The following is a 16762-nucleotide window of genomic DNA, read 5'->3' on the forward strand; positions in this document are numbered from 1 at the left end:
TGGTAAAGGAGCAGATCCGTATTGCCCGTGGCGAAGCTATCAGCTTTAAGCAGGAAGATCTGAAAATACAAGGCCACGCCCTTGAGCTGCGCGTTTATGCGGAAGACCCCGACAATAACTTTTTACCAGATATAGGCACACTGCAAACCTACGTTACCCCTAAGGGCCCGGGCGTTAGGGTTGATGATGGCTTTGAACAAGGTATGGAGATCCCTATCTATTATGACCCAATGATAGCCAAACTCATTACTTATGGTAAAGATCGTACAGAAGCTATTGAGCGTATGATACGTGCTATTGATGAATATAATATTACAGGTATTACCACGACGTTAAGCTTCGGCAGGTTTGTAATGCAGCATGAAGCTTTTACATCGGGCAATTTTGATACACACTTTGTTAAAAAATATTTCACCCCCAAATCCCTGCAAACTGGTACCGAAGAGGAAGCATTAATAGCGACATTGATCATGGAGAAGTTATTAAGCGCTAAAAAGGTTGCCTTTGCTGAAACAGCCGGAGTGGTAGAGAGTAATTGGGTTAGGAATAGGAGAGGATAGAGCCAAGAGAAAAAAAACAACAATCAAGGCGCTGATTTCCAGTTTTTTGGCCTGTTTTTCTGTCAGGCCACCGCTCGTTCATCACCAGTCCTAAATCCTATATATTTCACTAATCCGCTTCATCCCGGTTCAGACTACACCAAACCCTCCAGTTCCTCAATCAATGCCACTTGTCCGGGGATGATCTTTACCTTTGCTGTATCCACAGTAAACCAACCGGCACGGTCAATTTCGGGGAAACTTGTTTTCTTGCCTGATTTTGGCGGCCATTCTATTTCGAAGAGATTGCTAACAATTTTTTCGGGATCTAAATCGCCTTCAACAGCCCATGCATGTACTACTTTGCCGCTTTTTTGCTTTATTGGTTGCAGTTTTATAAAGTTACCGTTAATGGGTTGGCCGGTTTCTTCTTCAAACTCGCGCTGTGCTGCGGAAAGTGGCTCTTCCCCATCAATGTATTCGCCTTTGGGGATAGACCACGCCCCATCATCCTTTTTACGAAAGAATGGCCCGCCGGGGTGCACAAGGAAAACCTGTAGTAAACCGTCTGTCAATCTGTATAATAGTATCCCCGCGCTTTGCTTTGGCATAAAATTGTTTTAATGGCAAATTAGCAAAACACAAAGTATTATAGTTAGTTTTATAGTAATAGATTTCTGTATTTAACCTTATTGCTATGGAAGACACCCGCTGGAAAAAATTTAAGCTTTGTGGCGATTACAATGTTGATATGCGCAGCTTGTACCTGGCCTGGTCTACCCCAGCCGGATTGGAAAAATGGTTTCTGCGTAAAGCAGATTTTTATACCGTGCCTATGCGCCTGCGTACCGCCAATGAGCAAATATCAAAGGAGGATACATACACTTGGTATTGGCATGGTTACGGTAATGAGGTTGTGCAAAAAGGGCAGATACTGGAAGCTAATGGCCAGGATTTTTTAAAATTTAGTTTTACGGGCGATAGTATTGTGAGTGTTTCATTATCTACCCGCCACGGGTTAACCATCATAGAACTGGAACAGCAGGATATTCCGCAAGAGAGCGATCCGGAGAAAAATTTGCTGGTACAATGCCAAATAGGATGGACTTTTTACCTGGCTAATCTAAAATCGGTTATGGAGGGTGGTAAGGACCTGCGAAATAAAAGAGTTGAATTAACCAGTTGTTTTAAGTAAGGCGCAACTTTTTAAGTTAAAGACAACTTTATTACACTAATCTTTCGTGTTTCTTTATGGTGGATTTTGTTTAAGGTAATTGAAATTTTTTTTGTATAAACGATTATAAATGAAGTACTTTTGGCTTAAATAATTAATCTTATCACCATTTTATGATTACCAAATTTAGATCGATAGCTGTTATAGCTTTATTAGCAACCGCAGTGTTATCTTACTCATCTTGTAAAAAGGATACCACATCTACAGCAAAAAACGACAGTGCTGATATCGCTACTAAAATTGCTGTTAACCTTTATAAGTCATTTGCCAATACCATTACCAGCCAAAGCAGCTTAACAGGTTTACCTGTGATAAATAGTGTGCGTAATGGCAAAAAGGTTAACGATCTTACCTGCGGCCAGTATATTGAGCAACCCTATAATAATATTTATACCAAAGGGGACTCCATTAAAGATGTTATGACGGGTTCAAATAAATTTGTGATAAGCTGTGGTGCAAATAACCAGCCTAACGGTTACACTTATACCGGCAGCTATGTAAACACAGGTTTTAACCCATTTAATACCTATGATTTAACCGTTAAAGAAAATTATACACTTAAAGCTTTAGCGCCTGAATTTGCAAAAATGCAGGTTGATGGTAACCAAACTTCGATTGTTAAAACGTTTACAAAAAAAGATGGCGAATCAATGGTTCAAAACAATGCTTATGTATTAACCGGTTTGATCGTAGATTCATCATCAAGGCCTTTTGATATTACTGCGGGTAAAGCAACTTTTGTTTCACATGGCACTAATGCAGGAAGGGACTTTAATTATGCCGGTGCTATTGAGTTTTTGGGCAATCATAAAGCTAAAGTGTCATTTGATGGAAAAGTATTTAATGTTGAAATACTATAGTATATACCCTACATAAAAACTAAAAAAGCGGATAACCTAAAGTTATTCGCTTTTTTTATGATGGTACGATAACATACAGCATACTCAAAAATCTGTATTTTTGCAACCATATGTTTACAGGAATCATTGAAGCTTTAGGAAAAGTAACCGATTTGCGACAGGAGCAGGGCAACCTGCATATCACCGTGACATCAAGTATTGCACAAGAGTTGAAAATAGACCAGTCGGTGGCGCATAATGGCGTTTGCTTAACGGTTATTGCTTTAGCCGATGGTACGCACACGGTTACCGCTATTGAAGAAACGCTGAACAAAACCAGCATAGGCCACTTAAAAGTTGGCGAACCTGTAAACCTGGAACGCTGCATGCAAATGAACGCCCGGCTGGATGGCCACATTGTTCAGGGGCATGTTGACCAAACCGCCACCTGTACAAAATTTACCGAATTGGATGGCAGCTGGGAATATACCTTTGAATATGATGCAGCCTTAGGAAACGTTACCGTAGAAAAAGGCTCCATTTGCGTAAACGGCATTAGCCTTACAGTAGTAAACTCCGGCCCTAATTACTTTTCGGTAGCTATAATACCTTACACCTTTGAGCATACCAACCTGCATAATGTGCGCGAAGGTTCTGTGGTAAACCTGGAATTTGATATTATAGGCAAGTATGTTGCCCGCTTAATGAACCGCTAACGGTTTAATACTGCAACCCTGCTTTTTGAATAATCAATAAAGCTTTTTTGCTTATCAATAGGGGGCTTGCCTGCCAGATATTTCTTGTAATACTTAACAGCGCTTTTCTTGTCTTTAAGATTAGTATCATAAAGGTTCGCCAGCGAATAATATATCAGTGGCGTTTCATCAAACTGCAGGCTTTTTTGGTAAGCTGTTACCGCTTTTTTGTATCGGTAAAGTTTCTCGTTACTATCTGCCATTTCACCGTAATATGCGCCGGTATTTGGAGATATACCTTCAGTGATGGCTTTCTGCAGATAAAATATAGCCATGTTTTGATCTTTTAACGCCTTATAGCCTAATGCGGTGTAATAATAACTGGTTTCGTTACGGGCTATCTCATCCATCGCCATAAAAGTGGATATACTGCAATCGTAGTTTTTGGTATTATAATAAGCAACCCCAAGTTTGGTTAACACCTGGCCCGACTGGTTACCATAATCAACCAGCTTTAAGCAGGTATTAATAGTTTCGGGCCATTTCTTTTGGGCGTATTGCAGCTTCATCAGGCTGTTTAGCAATATAATATTCTCCGGATCGGCGGCAATGGCCGCGCTTAAAACCTTCTCCGCCTGTCCGTTAAATTTCATGTTCACATAAATATCGCTTAGGTCTGATGCTATATCTGGTTCGGCAGGGTTAAGGTGATTGGCCTTTTGCAGGTAAAATATAAATGATGTAAGTTCATTTTTATCGTGGCTTATCTGCGCCAGTTGCTTGTAAACCATAAAGTTGGTGGTATCTCGGGCTATAATGCACTTATAATACGTTTCTGCCTTGATTATATTCCCTCTGCGCATGTTTAGCCCGCCGAGGCTATAAAGCACAGGTGTGTTTGTAGAATCTATATTATAGATTCGCTGATAATAGTTTTCTGCATCGGCCAGGCGGCCAGCCATGTTTGATGTATAGGCCAGCTGGCCTAATGCTTTGGTATTGATTATAGGTTCGGCGTATGCCTGCTTCAAATAATCAGCAGCTTCGGTAAAACGCTGGTTCTGGTAATAATCTAACAATAAAGCGTCATCAACCTTACTGGTTTGTTGCGCAAAAGCGCCTATTGATGAAAGGCAAAAGATCAGAAGATAGAGGATAGATTTCATATAACTAAGTTATTAGTTATATGTGATATTTCCAAATTTTAAACAATTTGGCATTCTTATGGTTGTAGATATAAATAAAATAAGATACCTATGGATAAGATACGGAAATTTGAATTGATGGAAAAGATTGTCCATGAATTAGAAGATTTAAAGAATAGTCAGCAGGCTATCATCACCAAATTAGCTAAGATCGAAGTGGACAATTTTGACCTGGCCAATAAGAGACTGGAAAAAGACCTGCCTGATATGCACCAGCGTGTTACCGATAACCTTGATACTATTGCCAGCATACTACAGGATTTTGCCAGCCAAACCGATGAGTATAGCAGCAAGAACAACATCTCGGCATTAAAAGAACAGGAAGAAATAAACAAATTGTAAACTTACAATTTTTGAAAAGAGAAGCCCCGGATAGGGGCTTTTTTTGTTTACAAACTTTGCTTCATTCCGAAGTGGCTCTGAAGCCTCACCTAAATCCTCTCCAAAGGAGAGGACTTGAGGAGGCCAATCAGAACCCTCACCTTTGGAGAGGGCAGGGTGAGGCTGGAATATTACCTCAAACTCTCTTTAAAAAACTTTACAGCCATATCTCCAACCAATTCATGTACCGCATGCCGATCAATAGAAGGGTCATCATTAAATATCACACCGCCGGTTTTCTTTATCTCGGGTATGGCTTCATTAAGGAAAACATAATGGGCTGCCTTCCCGAAGACTATAAAAAGCTTTGATTTGGGCATTAACTGGTGGTAATGCGCCGCATTGGTTTTAACAGGGGCAATACTATCACTTTGGGCACCTACAATAAACATGGGTATATCCACATCTTTAAACTGGCTTTGCTTAACAAACCCTTGCCCAATTGCAGGGCAAATGCTAAACACCGCTTTTATCCTCTTATCTTTTAAAGGAGGGCTTTTTACAAATGATGCCTCAACTTCTTTCTCATCCAAAACATCTTTTAAATTGGGGAACTCTGGTATGGTGATCTCTTTTAATCCCTGCGAGGTATTAGTAAAGTCGTTCATAGCCTTTAGGTCTAATTTAGCCCCGGCCAAAGCAACAACGGTATAACCACCGATAGAGAATCCGGCCGCGCCGATGTGCTGACGATCTATCACCTTATCAAATTTGGGGTTGTTCAATAATTGGGTTAGCACAAAGCTGATATCCTGCGCCCGCTGCCACGGCGTTACAAAGTTAATAGCTATTTTATTATCGTACGTATTACCCCAATGATCCACCGCCGCTACTATGAAACCTTGCTTAACAAGCATATCTGCCAGCCACTCCATAGTCATGCGACCACCGCCTGTACCATGCGAGATCATAATAAGCGGGTGTTTTCCGGAAGGGAGGTTTGCGTTCCTTACTGTAGGTTCATGCAGAAAAGGGAAATCTTGCTTAAGTGCAGGTGCCTTACTATTATTTGTTGTTGGATACCAGATCTCGGTAATTAGGGGGCGTTTGCGTGCGGTATCGTTATAACGAAAAGTTTGCTCGCCAATAAGCGTTTGGGCAAATACCGATGCCGGCAGCAGTAATAATATTAAGAGGATATGTTTTGCTTGCATGATTCTTATTTGATACACAAAGCAAGTTATTTAAAACCAGTGGCTTATTGACAAATGTCAATAATTTACCTTTTTGATTTCAGGCGACTCAGGGTTTCCTGCGATATGCCCAGGTAATCGGCAATGATTTTTGATGGCAGTCTTTGTATGAGGGTAGGGCTGGTTTCCATCAGCAATTGGTAACGCTGTTTGGCATCCATGGTAATAAGGCTTTCAATACGCTTTATAGAGGCTATATAATCTTTCTCTAAACTTATACGGTATACATGCTCCCAACCAGGAAAGGTATCCAGCAGCGCATGAAAATCGTGCTGACTAATGTAAAGCACATCACTTGGCTCAATACTTTGTATAGCTGCCAGCGATGGTTCCTGTAAATTAAAACTGGGGAAAGCAGTACCAAAACGGCCTTCGGTTACCAGGAATCGAGTAGATTCTTTGCCGTTCACATCCAGCATAAACACCCGTAAACAACCCGAGTTTACAAAATAGATATAAGGGGCTATATCGCCGGCTTGCAGCAGTATCTCGTTACGCTTGGTAGTTTTATGCCTGAATTTTTTGCAGAAGATATCCAGTTGCTCATCATCAATAGGCATTGCAGCGCTGATGAATTGTTGGAGTTGGTGGTAGGGGTTTTGGGTGGATGGCATTTTTTTTCTGAACCTTGATTTAAGGATTTAAGATTACAAGATAAGAAATCAAGCCGATCCTTTAATCAAAAAATCATGATTCAGAAATCCGCGTTAGGGATTGAAGCGGATACCGGCCCGTGGCTAATGCCTGTGCAGTATGAGCATAAAGCCTGGGCCGCAGGCAACGCCATATTGATACCTGATTATTAATTATTCCTCACCGCCTATGCTTTTCCCCTTCATCGCTGTACTAATAGCTACATCCATTACACGCTCGGCAAAGGGGCGGGTAAAGTTATTCAGCTCATCAATTTTGGCGTGGATAAGGTCTTTATCACCGGTGCTTAGGGCAGCTTTAAGGGCTTCTAACTGGATATGCGTTTCGGTTACTTCTTCAGTAGTTAATAACTGGCCATTCTTTTCCAGGAAACGCTCAACGGTGTACACCATTTGCTCGGCTTCAGTTTTAGCCTCTATCAGCATACGGGCGCTCACATCATCTTTAGCATGGGTGATGCTGTCCATCAGCATTTGTTCAACCAGGTCATCGGTAATACCATAAGCCGGTTTTACTTCAACTTCCTGTTTAACGCCGCTGCGTAATTCAATGGCCTGTATTTTTAATATGCCATCGGCATTCAGTATAAAGTTGATATCTACCTTAGGGAAACCGGCAGGCATAGCAGGGATTCCTTTCAGCTCAAACTCGGCCAGTTTACGGTTTTCGCTGATCAAGTCGCGTTCGCCCTGGTAAACGGCTATCTTCATGTTTACCTGGCCATCTTTCGATGTAGTGTATTGTCGGCCAGCCTTAGTAGGGATCTTGGAGTTACGGGGGATAATGGTATCCATCAAGCCACCCATAGTTTCGATACCTAAGGATAACGGGGTAACATCAAGCAGTAAAATATCGCTGCGGTTACCGGCCAAAACATCGGCCTGTATAGCGGCACCAAGGGCAACAACTTCGTCTGGGTTAATGCCATCATGCACCGGGCGACCAAAAAACTCGGCCACCATCTTTTTAACCAGCGCTGTGCGGGTACTTCCGCCAACCATTACTACTTCATCAATATCGGCGGTGGTCAGTTTTGCATCTTTTAACGCATTTTGGCAGGCAGTAATAGTTTGCTGTACTTTTGGTAATATCAGTTCTTCAAAGGTATTACGGTCTATAGTGCACCAGATATCGCCTATCTTTTCGTTAAAAATACTTTGATGCGCAAATGCTTTCTTGGCTTCTTCGGCTTTTAGGCGAAGTTCCTGGGTAAGCTCGCGGTTGTTAGCCAGTTCGGCTTTATCTATGTTGTTTTTTTCTATCCAATAGTCGGCAATGGCACGGTCAAAATCATCACCACCTAAAAAGGTGTCGCCGTTGGTAGATAGTACTTCGAAAATGCCATTTTGAATCTGTAGGATAGAAACATCAAAGGTGCCACCGCCCAAATCGTATACAGCAATGGTTTTTGTCTCTTCGGGGTTTAAGCCAATGCCGTAGGCAAGGCTGGCTGCGGTAGGTTCGTTTACAATACGTAATACGTCAAGTCCGGCCAGTTTACCGGCATCGCGGGTTGCCTGGCGCTGCGAATCGTTAAAATAAGCAGGCACGGTTATCACCGCACGGTTAACCGGGGTTTTAAGGGCATGCTCGGCACGTTCTTTCAATTCCTTTAATATCAGGCCCGAAAGCTCGATAGGGTTATAAAACTTATCGCCAACCTTAATTTTTACAAGGTTTTCGCTGTCGTCGTCAATGATTTTATACGAGAAAAAGTTCTGATAATTTTTTACGTCGGCATACGAGCGCCCCAGTAAACGCTTAACGGAAAATACGGTATTCTGTGGGTCGGTTATCAGGAAACCTTTTGCTTCGTTACCCACTGTAATATCACCCGCTGCGCCAAAATGGACAACAGAAGGCACCAAAACGCCTTTGCCGGTATCGTTTATCACCTTCGGGTTTTTATCCGGGTCGATAAAAGCAACCAACGAGTTTGTAGTACCCAGGTCTATACCTACAATAATATCTTCTTTTTGTATTGAACCTGTTGCCAGGTTGATGGAAACTTTAGCCATAGTAAATTATAACAAAGCGCAAATGTACTTAGTTTTAAGGGATGGAGTGTCATATGGATTTCGGATTTTGGTTGAACCGGGATTTATTGGTGATGTGGGCGTTGCCTGCGGCCGGGCTTTACACTCATACGCGCACGGGCCTTAGCCACGGGCCGGTATCTGCTGCAATCCCCTAACGCAATTATCCGTTAGTATGAATGTGATTCTGAAAATTGTTAAATCCTGAAAATTCTGATTTAGATTATTTACTTTCATCCCATAATGAAACGACTGCTGCTGCCACTACTACTTTTTACCGCCACATTTACTTATGCACAGCAGTTTGGCGGTAATCCGCCATCTATAAAGTGGAAGCAGGTGAACACACCTGTTGCCAGGGTGATATTTTCGCAGGGGATGGACTCTGCAGCGTTACGCGTGGCCGAAACCATACAACGCATGAACCGCCTGATACAACCTACTATTGGCTACAAGCAAAGGCAGGTGAGCATAGTGCTGCAAAACCAAACCACTATATCTAACGCTTATGTAGGCCTGGCGCCGTTTCGCAGCGAGTTTTACTTAACAGCCGGGCAAAACAGCTTCGATGTGGGTAGCCTGCCATGGCCCGAGCAGCTGGCTATTCATGAGTTTAGGCATGTGCAGCAATACAATAACTTTAATGTTGGCCTGTCGCACGGCCTGCGGGTTATTTTTGGTGAAGGCGGCCAGGCGCTGGCCAACGCGCTATCGGTACCCGACTGGTTTTTTGAGGGAGATGCGGTGTATAACGAAACGCTGGTAAGTCAGCAGGGCAGGGGGCGGTTGCCTTATTTCTTTAACGGTTACCGGTCGTTATGGGCGGCAGGGAAGGATTATAGCTGGATGAAGCTGCGCAATGGCTCCTACCGGGATTATACACCAAACCATTACCCGTTGGGGTATATGATGGTAGCTTACGGGCGCGAGCAATACGGTAACGACTTTTGGAAAGGTGTTACGCACGATGCAGCAGCATTCAATACAGGGTTTTTCCCCTTGCAAGGCGCTATTAAAAGGCACACGGGTGTAGAGTATGCCAACTTTAGAAATGCCGCTTTAAATCACTTTAAAAAGCAATTTGAGAATGACAAATCTGATAAGCCTGACAATAAAAACCAACACTTTATAGCTGACCACGAATACCCCGCTTATGTAAACGATAGTACACTTATCTACCTTAAAACGACCTACAAACACATACCACAATTTATTATAAAAACAGGTAGCAGGGAAAAGGTTATAGCTGTACAGGGCATCACCACCGATAATTTTTTTAGTTACTATAATGGTAAAATAGTATACGCCGCGTACCGGCCCGATATCCGCTGGGGATACCGCAATTATAACGAGTTGGTGGTGCTTGATGTAAACACGGGTAAAGAGCATCGCATCACCCGTAAAACAAAGTATTTTTCGCCCGCCTTTAGTGCCGATGGCAAAATTATTGTAGCCGTGCAGGTTGCACCAACAGGCAAAAGCGAGTTGCATTTGCTTAATGCTGCCGATGGTAAGCTGTTGGCCGCATTGCCTAACACTGCAGGCCTATTTTATACCTACCCTAAATTTTATGGGGATGGCAAACTGATCTCGGCTGTTCGTAATAGCAAAGGCGAAATGTCATTGGCTTTGGTTGACATTAAATCGGGAGCTACCAGGTACCTGCTACCCTTTAGTTTTGAGCCGATCGCTTTTCCGCAGGTGCAGGGCGATAGGGTTTACTTCACCAAAACTGCTGGGTTAAATGACCGTTTATTTGCGTTGGAAATAGCCAATAATCGCCTTTTTGAAGTACAGAAAACGCCTAAAAACGGCTCAATTGGATACTACCAATCCACACTCAACCAAAACAAGCTGGCATGGACAGGTTTTACCGCTTTTGGCTACCAGTTAAATGAAGTTAAGCGCAGCGACATACACTTAATACCTATAAATAATTCGCAAGCGTTTTCGGCCCTGCCGGATATGGGTATCAGTGTGCTTAAAAATGATAGCGCCAGCAATGTATCGGCATCTGTAAAACCCGATTCGCTTCCTATCACCAATTATAGTAAGCTGCATGGCCTGTTCAATTTTCACAGTATTTTCCCGTCGCTTAACGATCCTAATTACTCTCTGCAGTTGGTTGGGAATAACGTATTAAATACTTTCCAGTCACAGCTTACCTTTACCTATAACCGCGATGAAGGTTACAAGCAAATAGGTTACGAAGCCGCGTACGGGGCGTTTTTTCCTTACCTACTTGCCGGTGCCGATTATACTTTTGACCGCCGCGGTTTTTACAACGGCAACAGCATTTACTATAACGAAACCGCTATACATGCCGGCTTGCAGGTACCCTTAGATCTTTCGGTTGGTAAATATTCAACGGCATTATCATTAAGTAGTAGTGTGTATTATAGCCGTAATACTTTCCAGGAGGCGTTTCGCAGCATGTTTAAGGATAGTTATTATACCTATCTGAGCAATACCATCAGTTTCAGGAATCAATCGCAACAGGCTAAGCAAAATATTAATCCGCACTTCGCGCAAAGCATCAGCGTTAATTATAAAACAGCCATTGCCGGCCGGGATGCTAACCAATTGCTGACTACCGGCACCTTTTACTTCCCGGGTTTAGCTGTTAACCATAGCTTTGTAGTAAGCGGTGCTTATCAACACAGGGGGCAAAACAATGGTATAGGTTTTTCAAACGATTTTCCTTTCTCGCATGGTTACACCGCCGAAAACCTTGATGACATGAATAAGGTGGCGGTAAGCTATCATTTCCCAATTGCTTACCCCGATGCTGGTGTGGCCAACCTGCTATATATCTTACGACTGCGCGGAAATGTTTTTTACGAACAAACACACGCTACTGCCTATAACTTTTATACCGATGGCAGTGAATTTAAAGCGAATTTCAGATCAGCAGGGGCGGCCTTATTTTTTGATACTAAATGGTTTAACCAGGGGGCGGTATCATTTGGTGTACGGTACAGCCGTTTGTTAGATAACGACATTTTTGGCGGCAGCGGCCGAAACAGGATAGAGATAGTGCTGCCGGTGAGTATATTTTAGGTGTAGAGGCATTACAAGATGCCGAACCATTTAAGCACTCGTCGCAGACGAGCGCAAGGATATCAACAAAAAAGCACCGCTATATAGCAGTGCTTTGTATATCATCAAGTCGAAGTATCTTAGGTAGTATAACCCAGAATTTTTAATACCTGTTTACTGTTTTGTTCCTCGCCAAATACCTCAAAATTGAAAGTTTCATCCCTGTTTCTGCGGATGATAACATGCTTAGGCGATGGCAGCAGGCAATGATGGATGCCACCGTAACCGCTTAATACTTCCTGGTAGGCGCCGGTGTTAAAAAAGCCCAGGTATTGCACCTTACGGGTTTTTGGCATAAACACACTGTTCATATGCGCTTCCTGGTTGTAATAATCCTGTCCGTCGCAAGTAATACCGCCTAAGTTAACACGCTCGTATTCGCTGTCCCAGTTGTTAACGGGTAGCAAAATGTATTTTTGGTTAAGCGCCCAAACATCCGGCAGGTTGGTAATAAAAGAACCATCCAGCATCAACCATTTTTCGCGGTCGTTTTGTTGTTTTCGGCCCAATACTTTATATAAAATGCCCGAAGCTTCGGCAACGGTATATTTACCAAACTCGGTAATAATATCCGGTTCCATGGTATCGTTTTCGGCGCAGATCTCTTTTATACGGCTCACTATCTCGTTGATCATGTATTCATAATCAAAATCGAAAACCAGCGAATCTTTAAAAGGCATACCGCCGCCAATATCAAGTGTATCAAGGGCAGGGTTTATCTTTTTAAATTTGCAGTAAAGTGTTACGTATTTCTCCAGCTCGTTCCAGTAATATGGGGTATCAGATATACCCGAGTTAATGAAGAAGTGTAATAGCTTAACGTTGAAGTTAGGGTTGTTTTCTACCTTATTATGGTAAAAATCGATGATATCTTCCATGCGGATACCTAAGCGCGAAGTATAAAATTGTGAATCGGGCTGCTCTTCAGCCGCAATACGGATCCCCAGGTTACATGGCGTATCCATCTCCACCTCGTCATCGTACAGGTTAAACTCTTCTTTGTTATCCAGTACCGGGATAATGTTTTTGAAGCCATCGTGCAGCATATCAATAATATACTGCTTGTACTGGAACGTTTTAAAACCGTTGCATATAACGGTAACATCCTTGCTTACCGCGCCTTTTTTCTCCAACGCGTCAATCATTGGCATATCAAAAGCCGACGATGTTTCCAGGTGGATCTCATTCTTCAGCGCTTCTTCTACAATATGCTTAAAGTGCGAGCTTTTGGTGCAATAGCAGTACTTGTAGCTACCGCGATAATTATTTTTAATAATGGCCTGTTGGAAAAGCAACTTAGCCTGCTGTATTTTTTTACTGATAATGGGCAGATATGTGAAGCGTAGGGGGGTACCGTACGTTTCAATCATTTCCATCAAGTTTAAATCGTGGAAGTATAATTCATCCTCTATTATCTCGAAACCATCCTGTGGGAAACCAACACTCAGATCAAGAAATTCCTGGTAACTCTGCATCTATTAAAATTTTGGCAAAAATGTAATTTTTTAACGGATTTCTTGCCAAAATGTTGGGTGTATTTTATGGTCGGATTGTAATTTGTTTTTTGGGTGGAGAGTAATAGGGCAAAGATGCTCTGATAAATCTGTCATGGTGAGCTTGTCGAACCACTAACGAATATGCATTATCGCTCATAAAGTCTTCGACAGGCTACCCATGGCAATTTGTTAGTAATGGCGTGAGAAGTGTTCACGTTCACGGCCGTGAACACCATTATTAACTCGTAAATAACTGATAATGATTAATTTAAAAATACGCTACTGACGAAATAACGTCACCATTAAATCCAAACCCGGCGCAGGCAAAATGCATTGTGATATTAGCGGTCACGCTGCACAGCTTTTCAAAGACATGTCATTGCACCTTCAGAGGCCTTGCGGATTTTAAAACTCAGACTGACAATCCTATTTGATATACACGAATGATACACTTTTTTTAACCGTGAGTCCGCTTACACCGGTACTATTATAGGTTATGGTGTATTTGGCAGGTTTATCAATAGCGTATGCTTTAAGCAGATCTGCATTAACAGATAAACTGTCGTTTGCTTTAAGGGTAAGATAACTGCTGGCGGGAGGCGGCATTATACGTTTAGCCATTGGGCCTTTGTAGTTTACCTCGTTCCCGGCTTCATCTGTAATATCCAGGTATTTACTCATTAAGGGTTCAAACGGGGTATGCCATTTGCAAAAGCGGGCGGTATCGGCGGTGTTGTTTTTTACCGTGAATTTTAACAATACAGAATCTCCGGTTTTAATGGTATCCTTAATTGTCATCTCGGCAGTAAGGGTTTTTTCGATAGCTGCAGTATCTGCTACAGATTTGGTAGAATCGGCTTGTTGTCCTGCCTGTTGATTAGTGCGAACACCGCAGGAAGATAGTGCCAGAAGGGCAATGGCTAATATTTGATAGTTTTTCATGTTGATTATACGTTGCAACATTAACTAATGCAACAGCGGAATGTTGTTTAATTTCTGATTCGTTATATAATGGGCGAGGTATCTCACAGGACAGGTACTGCCTCCTGCTAACTAAAAACTGCCAACTGAATAATGGCGTTGCCTGCGGCCCGGGCTTTACGCTCATACTGCACAGGCTTTAGCCACAGGGCCGGTATCCGCTGCAATCCCTAACGCGGGGTGACTCACCCTGTCTTTGCTTCGCTCGACCACCCTCTCTCCGCTGTGCGGAAAGAGGGTTTAAAAAACCAATTATTCTTCACCCTCTTTGCGAAGCAGAGAGGGTCGACCAGCGTAGCGCAGTCGTAGGTGAGTTAAATGGCGAAGCGGCGTGGATTATCACACGCGACACGCATGCTGCCAGTGGCGAGGGCATGAATGGTAAAGGCACACTTGCGCAAGCAAAAAACAATTATTCAGTAATCTTTCTAAAGCGGAAAAAATTTTGTGTGCGCCAATTTATAAGGGCAGTCGTCAGAATAAACATTAAATTAAAAACATATACAACTGCTACAAATACAAACATATTACCGGGTAATGGCCAGTGCATAATCTTAGCCAGTATAATCAAATAAAGTGCAACACAGCATATTACTTCAAAAAGAATCAGCCGTTTAGCTATACGTGCGATATTTTTGATTTGACCTATCTTTATCATCCATAACACAAATGGAATTAGGATACCAAGCATAGGGAAAATAAAAAAACTTAATGCCGAGAGACTCAAGAATGTCAAATATATTCTATCATTTTGATTAACAGAAACTGCACCCTGATGGGTAATTGATGCATGTAAATGTTCAGGCGTTGTATTCAGAACAGTCGCAATCTGTAGTAGACTATGGCCCCTTGGTTCTGTCTCGTTGTTTTCTATCCGCTGAACAGTCCTCAAGCTTATTTGTGCAAGCTCTGCCAGTTTTTCCTGACTTAAACCTTTAAGTATACGTTGGTTCCGGATGTTTTGGGCAATATTGGTTTTTTTCATTCAAATAATAATGATTGCACAAATGTACTTTTGGTTGGATTTTATGCAGGGGATTTCTTTACGTCATATTTACGACAAAGCTTATCCTATGACTACCTCATCCTTGCAAATGCTTGCGGCAGCATTTGAGCTTCATTAATAATCAATTATCCAGCAATCGACGATGATAGTTTATCTGCCCCAAATGGTAGCCTAAGTGCATCGCCAGGTGAACAAAAAAGTGTCCTGTAGATGCGTCTGTTAAGAATATCTCGGCCGGGTATTTTTTGTTCAACTGATCTTCTGAGATCATATCGAAGGTTTTTCCGATCATCACGATCGTTTTTTCTATTTTATCCACCAGTTCTGCGCGTGGTACATCTTTCAGCGCAAATTCATCTACGCGGTTCCTTATATAACCGGTTTTGCCAAATTCTGCACCGATGTAGGTATTCAGGTTACCAACCAAATGTAAACAAAGGTTGCCGGCAGAATTTAATATGCTCTTTTCGATATACCAAAGCTTTTCCTCGTTTTGGTAAGCTTCTATTTCCTCCTTTAACTTTTCAAGGTCGCGGATGATCAGGTTTTTCAGCGTATCTTTTATCATATATTTGGTATGGCCTGTTGCTGTTTTTACTAAGAAGATATGTCGGGTTTAAGGATGCAAGGTAGGTTATTGATAGCCAAACTTAACTGCGTCTTAGCGTCTTTGCGAGAAACAAATCTATAATCCCTCCAAATGCACCTCCGCCATCATACACCTTGCGCTGCCGCCGCCATTGGTTTCAATGGTAGTAATATCTGCATAAACTAATTTGCCGTACTTTTCTAACGTAGACTTTTGCTCTGCGGTTAATGACATAAAAGCCGCTTGCGACATCACTACTAATGTTTCACCATTGGAATTTTTCACTTCCAGCATATTGCCGGCAAAGTGGTTCATCTGATCGAAGGTAATATCAATGATCTCTTTATGTGTTGATTTTAATGATGTAATAACTTGCTCTTTTTCAGATATATTGGCGATGCTATCTAAACAGACCACCGCGAATTTACTGCCAATGGCCATGAGCACGTTGGTATGGTAAATGGCTTGTCCGTTTTGGTCGAAAGCATCAAAAGTTACGGCCGTATAGCCGGTATAATCGCAAAAGGCTGTCAATACTTCGGCATTGGTACGGGGCGACAGGCAGGCATAGGCTATTTTATTCTCCCTATCCAGCACCATACTGCCGGTGCCTTCCAAAAACTGGTTCTTTGCCTCAAAACGACTCAAATCAATAACATGATTGGCCTTAAAGTTATCTTCCAGCTGACGTATGATGTCCTCCCTGCGCTCCAGTCGGCGGTTCTCGGCCTGCATAGGGTAGAGGAAGATATCGCCATTATCATGAAAAGATACCCAGTTGTTCGGGAAGATGGAATCGGGGGTATGCGGCTCAA

General features: G+C 42.4%; 15 protein-coding genes and 1 pseudogene. 6 read left to right on the top strand and 10 right to left on the bottom strand.

Going from position 1 to position 16762, the window contains the following annotated elements; genetic code table 11:
• Window positions 1-560, top strand: a pseudogene (locus tag JWQ85_RS12395) (biotin carboxylase); the annotation flags it as partial.
• A gap of 134 nt (window positions 561-694) precedes the next feature.
• Here JWQ85_RS12395 and JWQ85_RS12400 read toward each other — a convergent pair.
• Complete coding sequence (locus JWQ85_RS12400; protein ID WP_299468369.1) at window positions 695-1150, bottom strand: NUDIX domain-containing protein; 456 nt, start codon at window positions 1148-1150, stop codon at window positions 695-697.
• A gap of 86 nt (window positions 1151-1236) precedes the next feature.
• Here JWQ85_RS12400 and JWQ85_RS12405 point away from each other — a divergent pair, with 86 nt between their 5' ends.
• From JWQ85_RS12405 to JWQ85_RS12415, 3 genes are all read left to right on the top strand, one after another.
• Window positions 1237-1734, top strand: a complete 498-nt coding sequence (locus JWQ85_RS12405; protein WP_299468371.1) for an SRPBCC domain-containing protein — start codon at window positions 1237-1239, stop codon at window positions 1732-1734.
• Between the two features lie 152 nt (window positions 1735-1886).
• Window positions 1887-2633 (top strand): hypothetical protein, encoded by a 747-nt coding sequence (locus tag JWQ85_RS12410; protein WP_299468373.1) that lies wholly within the window; start codon window positions 1887-1889, stop codon window positions 2631-2633.
• A gap of 110 nt (window positions 2634-2743) precedes the next feature.
• A complete protein-coding gene (locus JWQ85_RS12415) occupies window positions 2744-3328 on the top strand; it encodes a riboflavin synthase (RefSeq protein ID WP_299468375.1) in 585 nt (194 codons plus the stop codon).
• On the opposite strand, the gene JWQ85_RS12420 is transcribed toward JWQ85_RS12415, so the two are convergent.
• The gene (locus JWQ85_RS12420) at window positions 3325-4473 is read right to left on the bottom strand and encodes a hypothetical protein (protein WP_299468377.1); all 1149 of its coding nucleotides are present in this window, start codon (window positions 4471-4473) and stop codon (window positions 3325-3327) included. The genes JWQ85_RS12415 and JWQ85_RS12420 overlap by 4 nt on opposite strands.
• A 90-nt stretch (window positions 4474-4563) precedes the next feature.
• On the opposite strand from JWQ85_RS12420, the gene JWQ85_RS12425 reads away from it, so the two are divergent.
• On the top strand, window positions 4564-4854 hold the full coding sequence (locus JWQ85_RS12425; protein ID WP_299468379.1) for a hypothetical protein: 291 nt from the start codon (window positions 4564-4566) through the stop codon (window positions 4852-4854).
• 170 nt (window positions 4855-5024) lie between these two features.
• Here JWQ85_RS12425 and JWQ85_RS12430 read toward each other — a convergent pair whose 3' ends face one another.
• The 3 genes from JWQ85_RS12430 to hscA form a co-directional block, all read right to left on the bottom strand.
• Window positions 5025-6047, bottom strand: a complete 1023-nt coding sequence (locus tag JWQ85_RS12430) for a hypothetical protein (RefSeq protein WP_299468381.1) — start codon at window positions 6045-6047, stop codon at window positions 5025-5027.
• 65 nt (window positions 6048-6112) lie between these two features.
• Window positions 6113-6700, bottom strand: coding sequence for a Crp/Fnr family transcriptional regulator (locus tag JWQ85_RS12435; RefSeq protein ID WP_299468383.1), 588 nt, complete (start codon window positions 6698-6700; stop codon window positions 6113-6115).
• A gap of 192 nt (window positions 6701-6892) precedes the next feature.
• Window positions 6893-8758, bottom strand: a complete 1866-nt coding sequence (gene hscA, locus JWQ85_RS12440) for a Fe-S protein assembly chaperone HscA (protein ID WP_299468385.1) — start codon at window positions 8756-8758, stop codon at window positions 6893-6895.
• A 261-nt stretch (window positions 8759-9019) separates the two neighbouring features.
• Between hscA and JWQ85_RS12445 the strand changes: the two genes are divergently transcribed.
• On the top strand, window positions 9020-11836 hold the full coding sequence (locus JWQ85_RS12445) for a hypothetical protein (protein ID WP_299468387.1): 2817 nt from the start codon (window positions 9020-9022) through the stop codon (window positions 11834-11836).
• A 119-nt stretch (window positions 11837-11955) separates the two neighbouring features.
• Here the strand turns inward: JWQ85_RS12445 and JWQ85_RS12450 are convergent, their stop codons facing one another.
• From JWQ85_RS12450 to ctlX, 5 genes are all read right to left on the bottom strand, one after another.
• The gene (locus JWQ85_RS12450) at window positions 11956-13350 is read right to left on the bottom strand and encodes an arginine decarboxylase (protein WP_299468389.1); all 1395 of its coding nucleotides are present in this window, start codon (window positions 13348-13350) and stop codon (window positions 11956-11958) included.
• Window positions 13351-13797: 447 nt separating this feature from the next.
• Complete coding sequence (locus JWQ85_RS12455; RefSeq protein ID WP_299468391.1) at window positions 13798-14313, bottom strand: protease; 516 nt, start codon at window positions 14311-14313, stop codon at window positions 13798-13800.
• A gap of 451 nt (window positions 14314-14764) precedes the next feature.
• Entirely contained in the window at window positions 14765-15337 is a 573-nt protein-coding gene (locus tag JWQ85_RS12460; protein ID WP_299468393.1) for a helix-turn-helix domain-containing protein, read from the bottom strand.
• A gap of 142 nt (window positions 15338-15479) precedes the next feature.
• Window positions 15480-15926 (bottom strand): DUF1572 family protein, encoded by a 447-nt coding sequence (locus tag JWQ85_RS12465; protein ID WP_299468395.1) that lies wholly within the window; start codon window positions 15924-15926, stop codon window positions 15480-15482.
• Window positions 15927-16043: 117 nt separating this feature from the next.
• On the bottom strand, window positions 16044-16762 hold a 719-nt coding region (gene ctlX, locus JWQ85_RS12470), incomplete at its 5' end, for a citrulline utilization hydrolase CtlX (protein ID WP_299468397.1).

Origin of the sequence: Mucilaginibacter sp. (assembly GCF_028288105.1) — a bacterium.
Classification (GTDB): Bacteria; Bacteroidota; Bacteroidia; order Sphingobacteriales; family Sphingobacteriaceae; genus Mucilaginibacter.

Coding starts and splice junctions, on each gene's coding strand:
- hscA (WP_299468385.1), bottom strand. CDS start 8,758: ATGGCTAAAGTTTCCATCAACCTGGCAACAGGTTCAATACAAAAAGAA.
- JWQ85_RS12410 (WP_299468373.1), top strand. CDS start 1,887: ATGATTACCAAATTTAGATCGATAGCTGTTATAGCTTTATTAGCAACC.
- JWQ85_RS12405 (WP_299468371.1), top strand. CDS start 1,237: ATGGAAGACACCCGCTGGAAAAAATTTAAGCTTTGTGGCGATTACAAT.
- JWQ85_RS12430 (WP_299468381.1), bottom strand. CDS start 6,047: ATGCAAGCAAAACATATCCTCTTAATATTATTACTGCTGCCGGCATCG.
- JWQ85_RS12415 (WP_299468375.1), top strand. CDS start 2,744: ATGTTTACAGGAATCATTGAAGCTTTAGGAAAAGTAACCGATTTGCGA.
- JWQ85_RS12420 (WP_299468377.1), bottom strand. CDS start 4,473: ATGAAATCTATCCTCTATCTTCTGATCTTTTGCCTTTCATCAATAGGC.
- JWQ85_RS12460 (WP_299468393.1), bottom strand. CDS start 15,337: ATGAAAAAAACCAATATTGCCCAAAACATCCGGAACCAACGTATACTT.
- JWQ85_RS12425 (WP_299468379.1), top strand. CDS start 4,564: ATGGATAAGATACGGAAATTTGAATTGATGGAAAAGATTGTCCATGAA.
- JWQ85_RS12435 (WP_299468383.1), bottom strand. CDS start 6,700: ATGCCATCCACCCAAAACCCCTACCACCAACTCCAACAATTCATCAGC.
- JWQ85_RS12465 (WP_299468395.1), bottom strand. CDS start 15,926: ATGATAAAAGATACGCTGAAAAACCTGATCATCCGCGACCTTGAAAAG.
- JWQ85_RS12445 (WP_299468387.1), top strand. CDS start 9,020: ATGAAACGACTGCTGCTGCCACTACTACTTTTTACCGCCACATTTACT.
- JWQ85_RS12450 (WP_299468389.1), bottom strand. CDS start 13,350: ATGCAGAGTTACCAGGAATTTCTTGATCTGAGTGTTGGTTTCCCACAG.
- JWQ85_RS12455 (WP_299468391.1), bottom strand. CDS start 14,313: ATGAAAAACTATCAAATATTAGCCATTGCCCTTCTGGCACTATCTTCC.
- JWQ85_RS12400 (WP_299468369.1), bottom strand. CDS start 1,150: ATGCCAAAGCAAAGCGCGGGGATACTATTATACAGATTGACAGACGGT.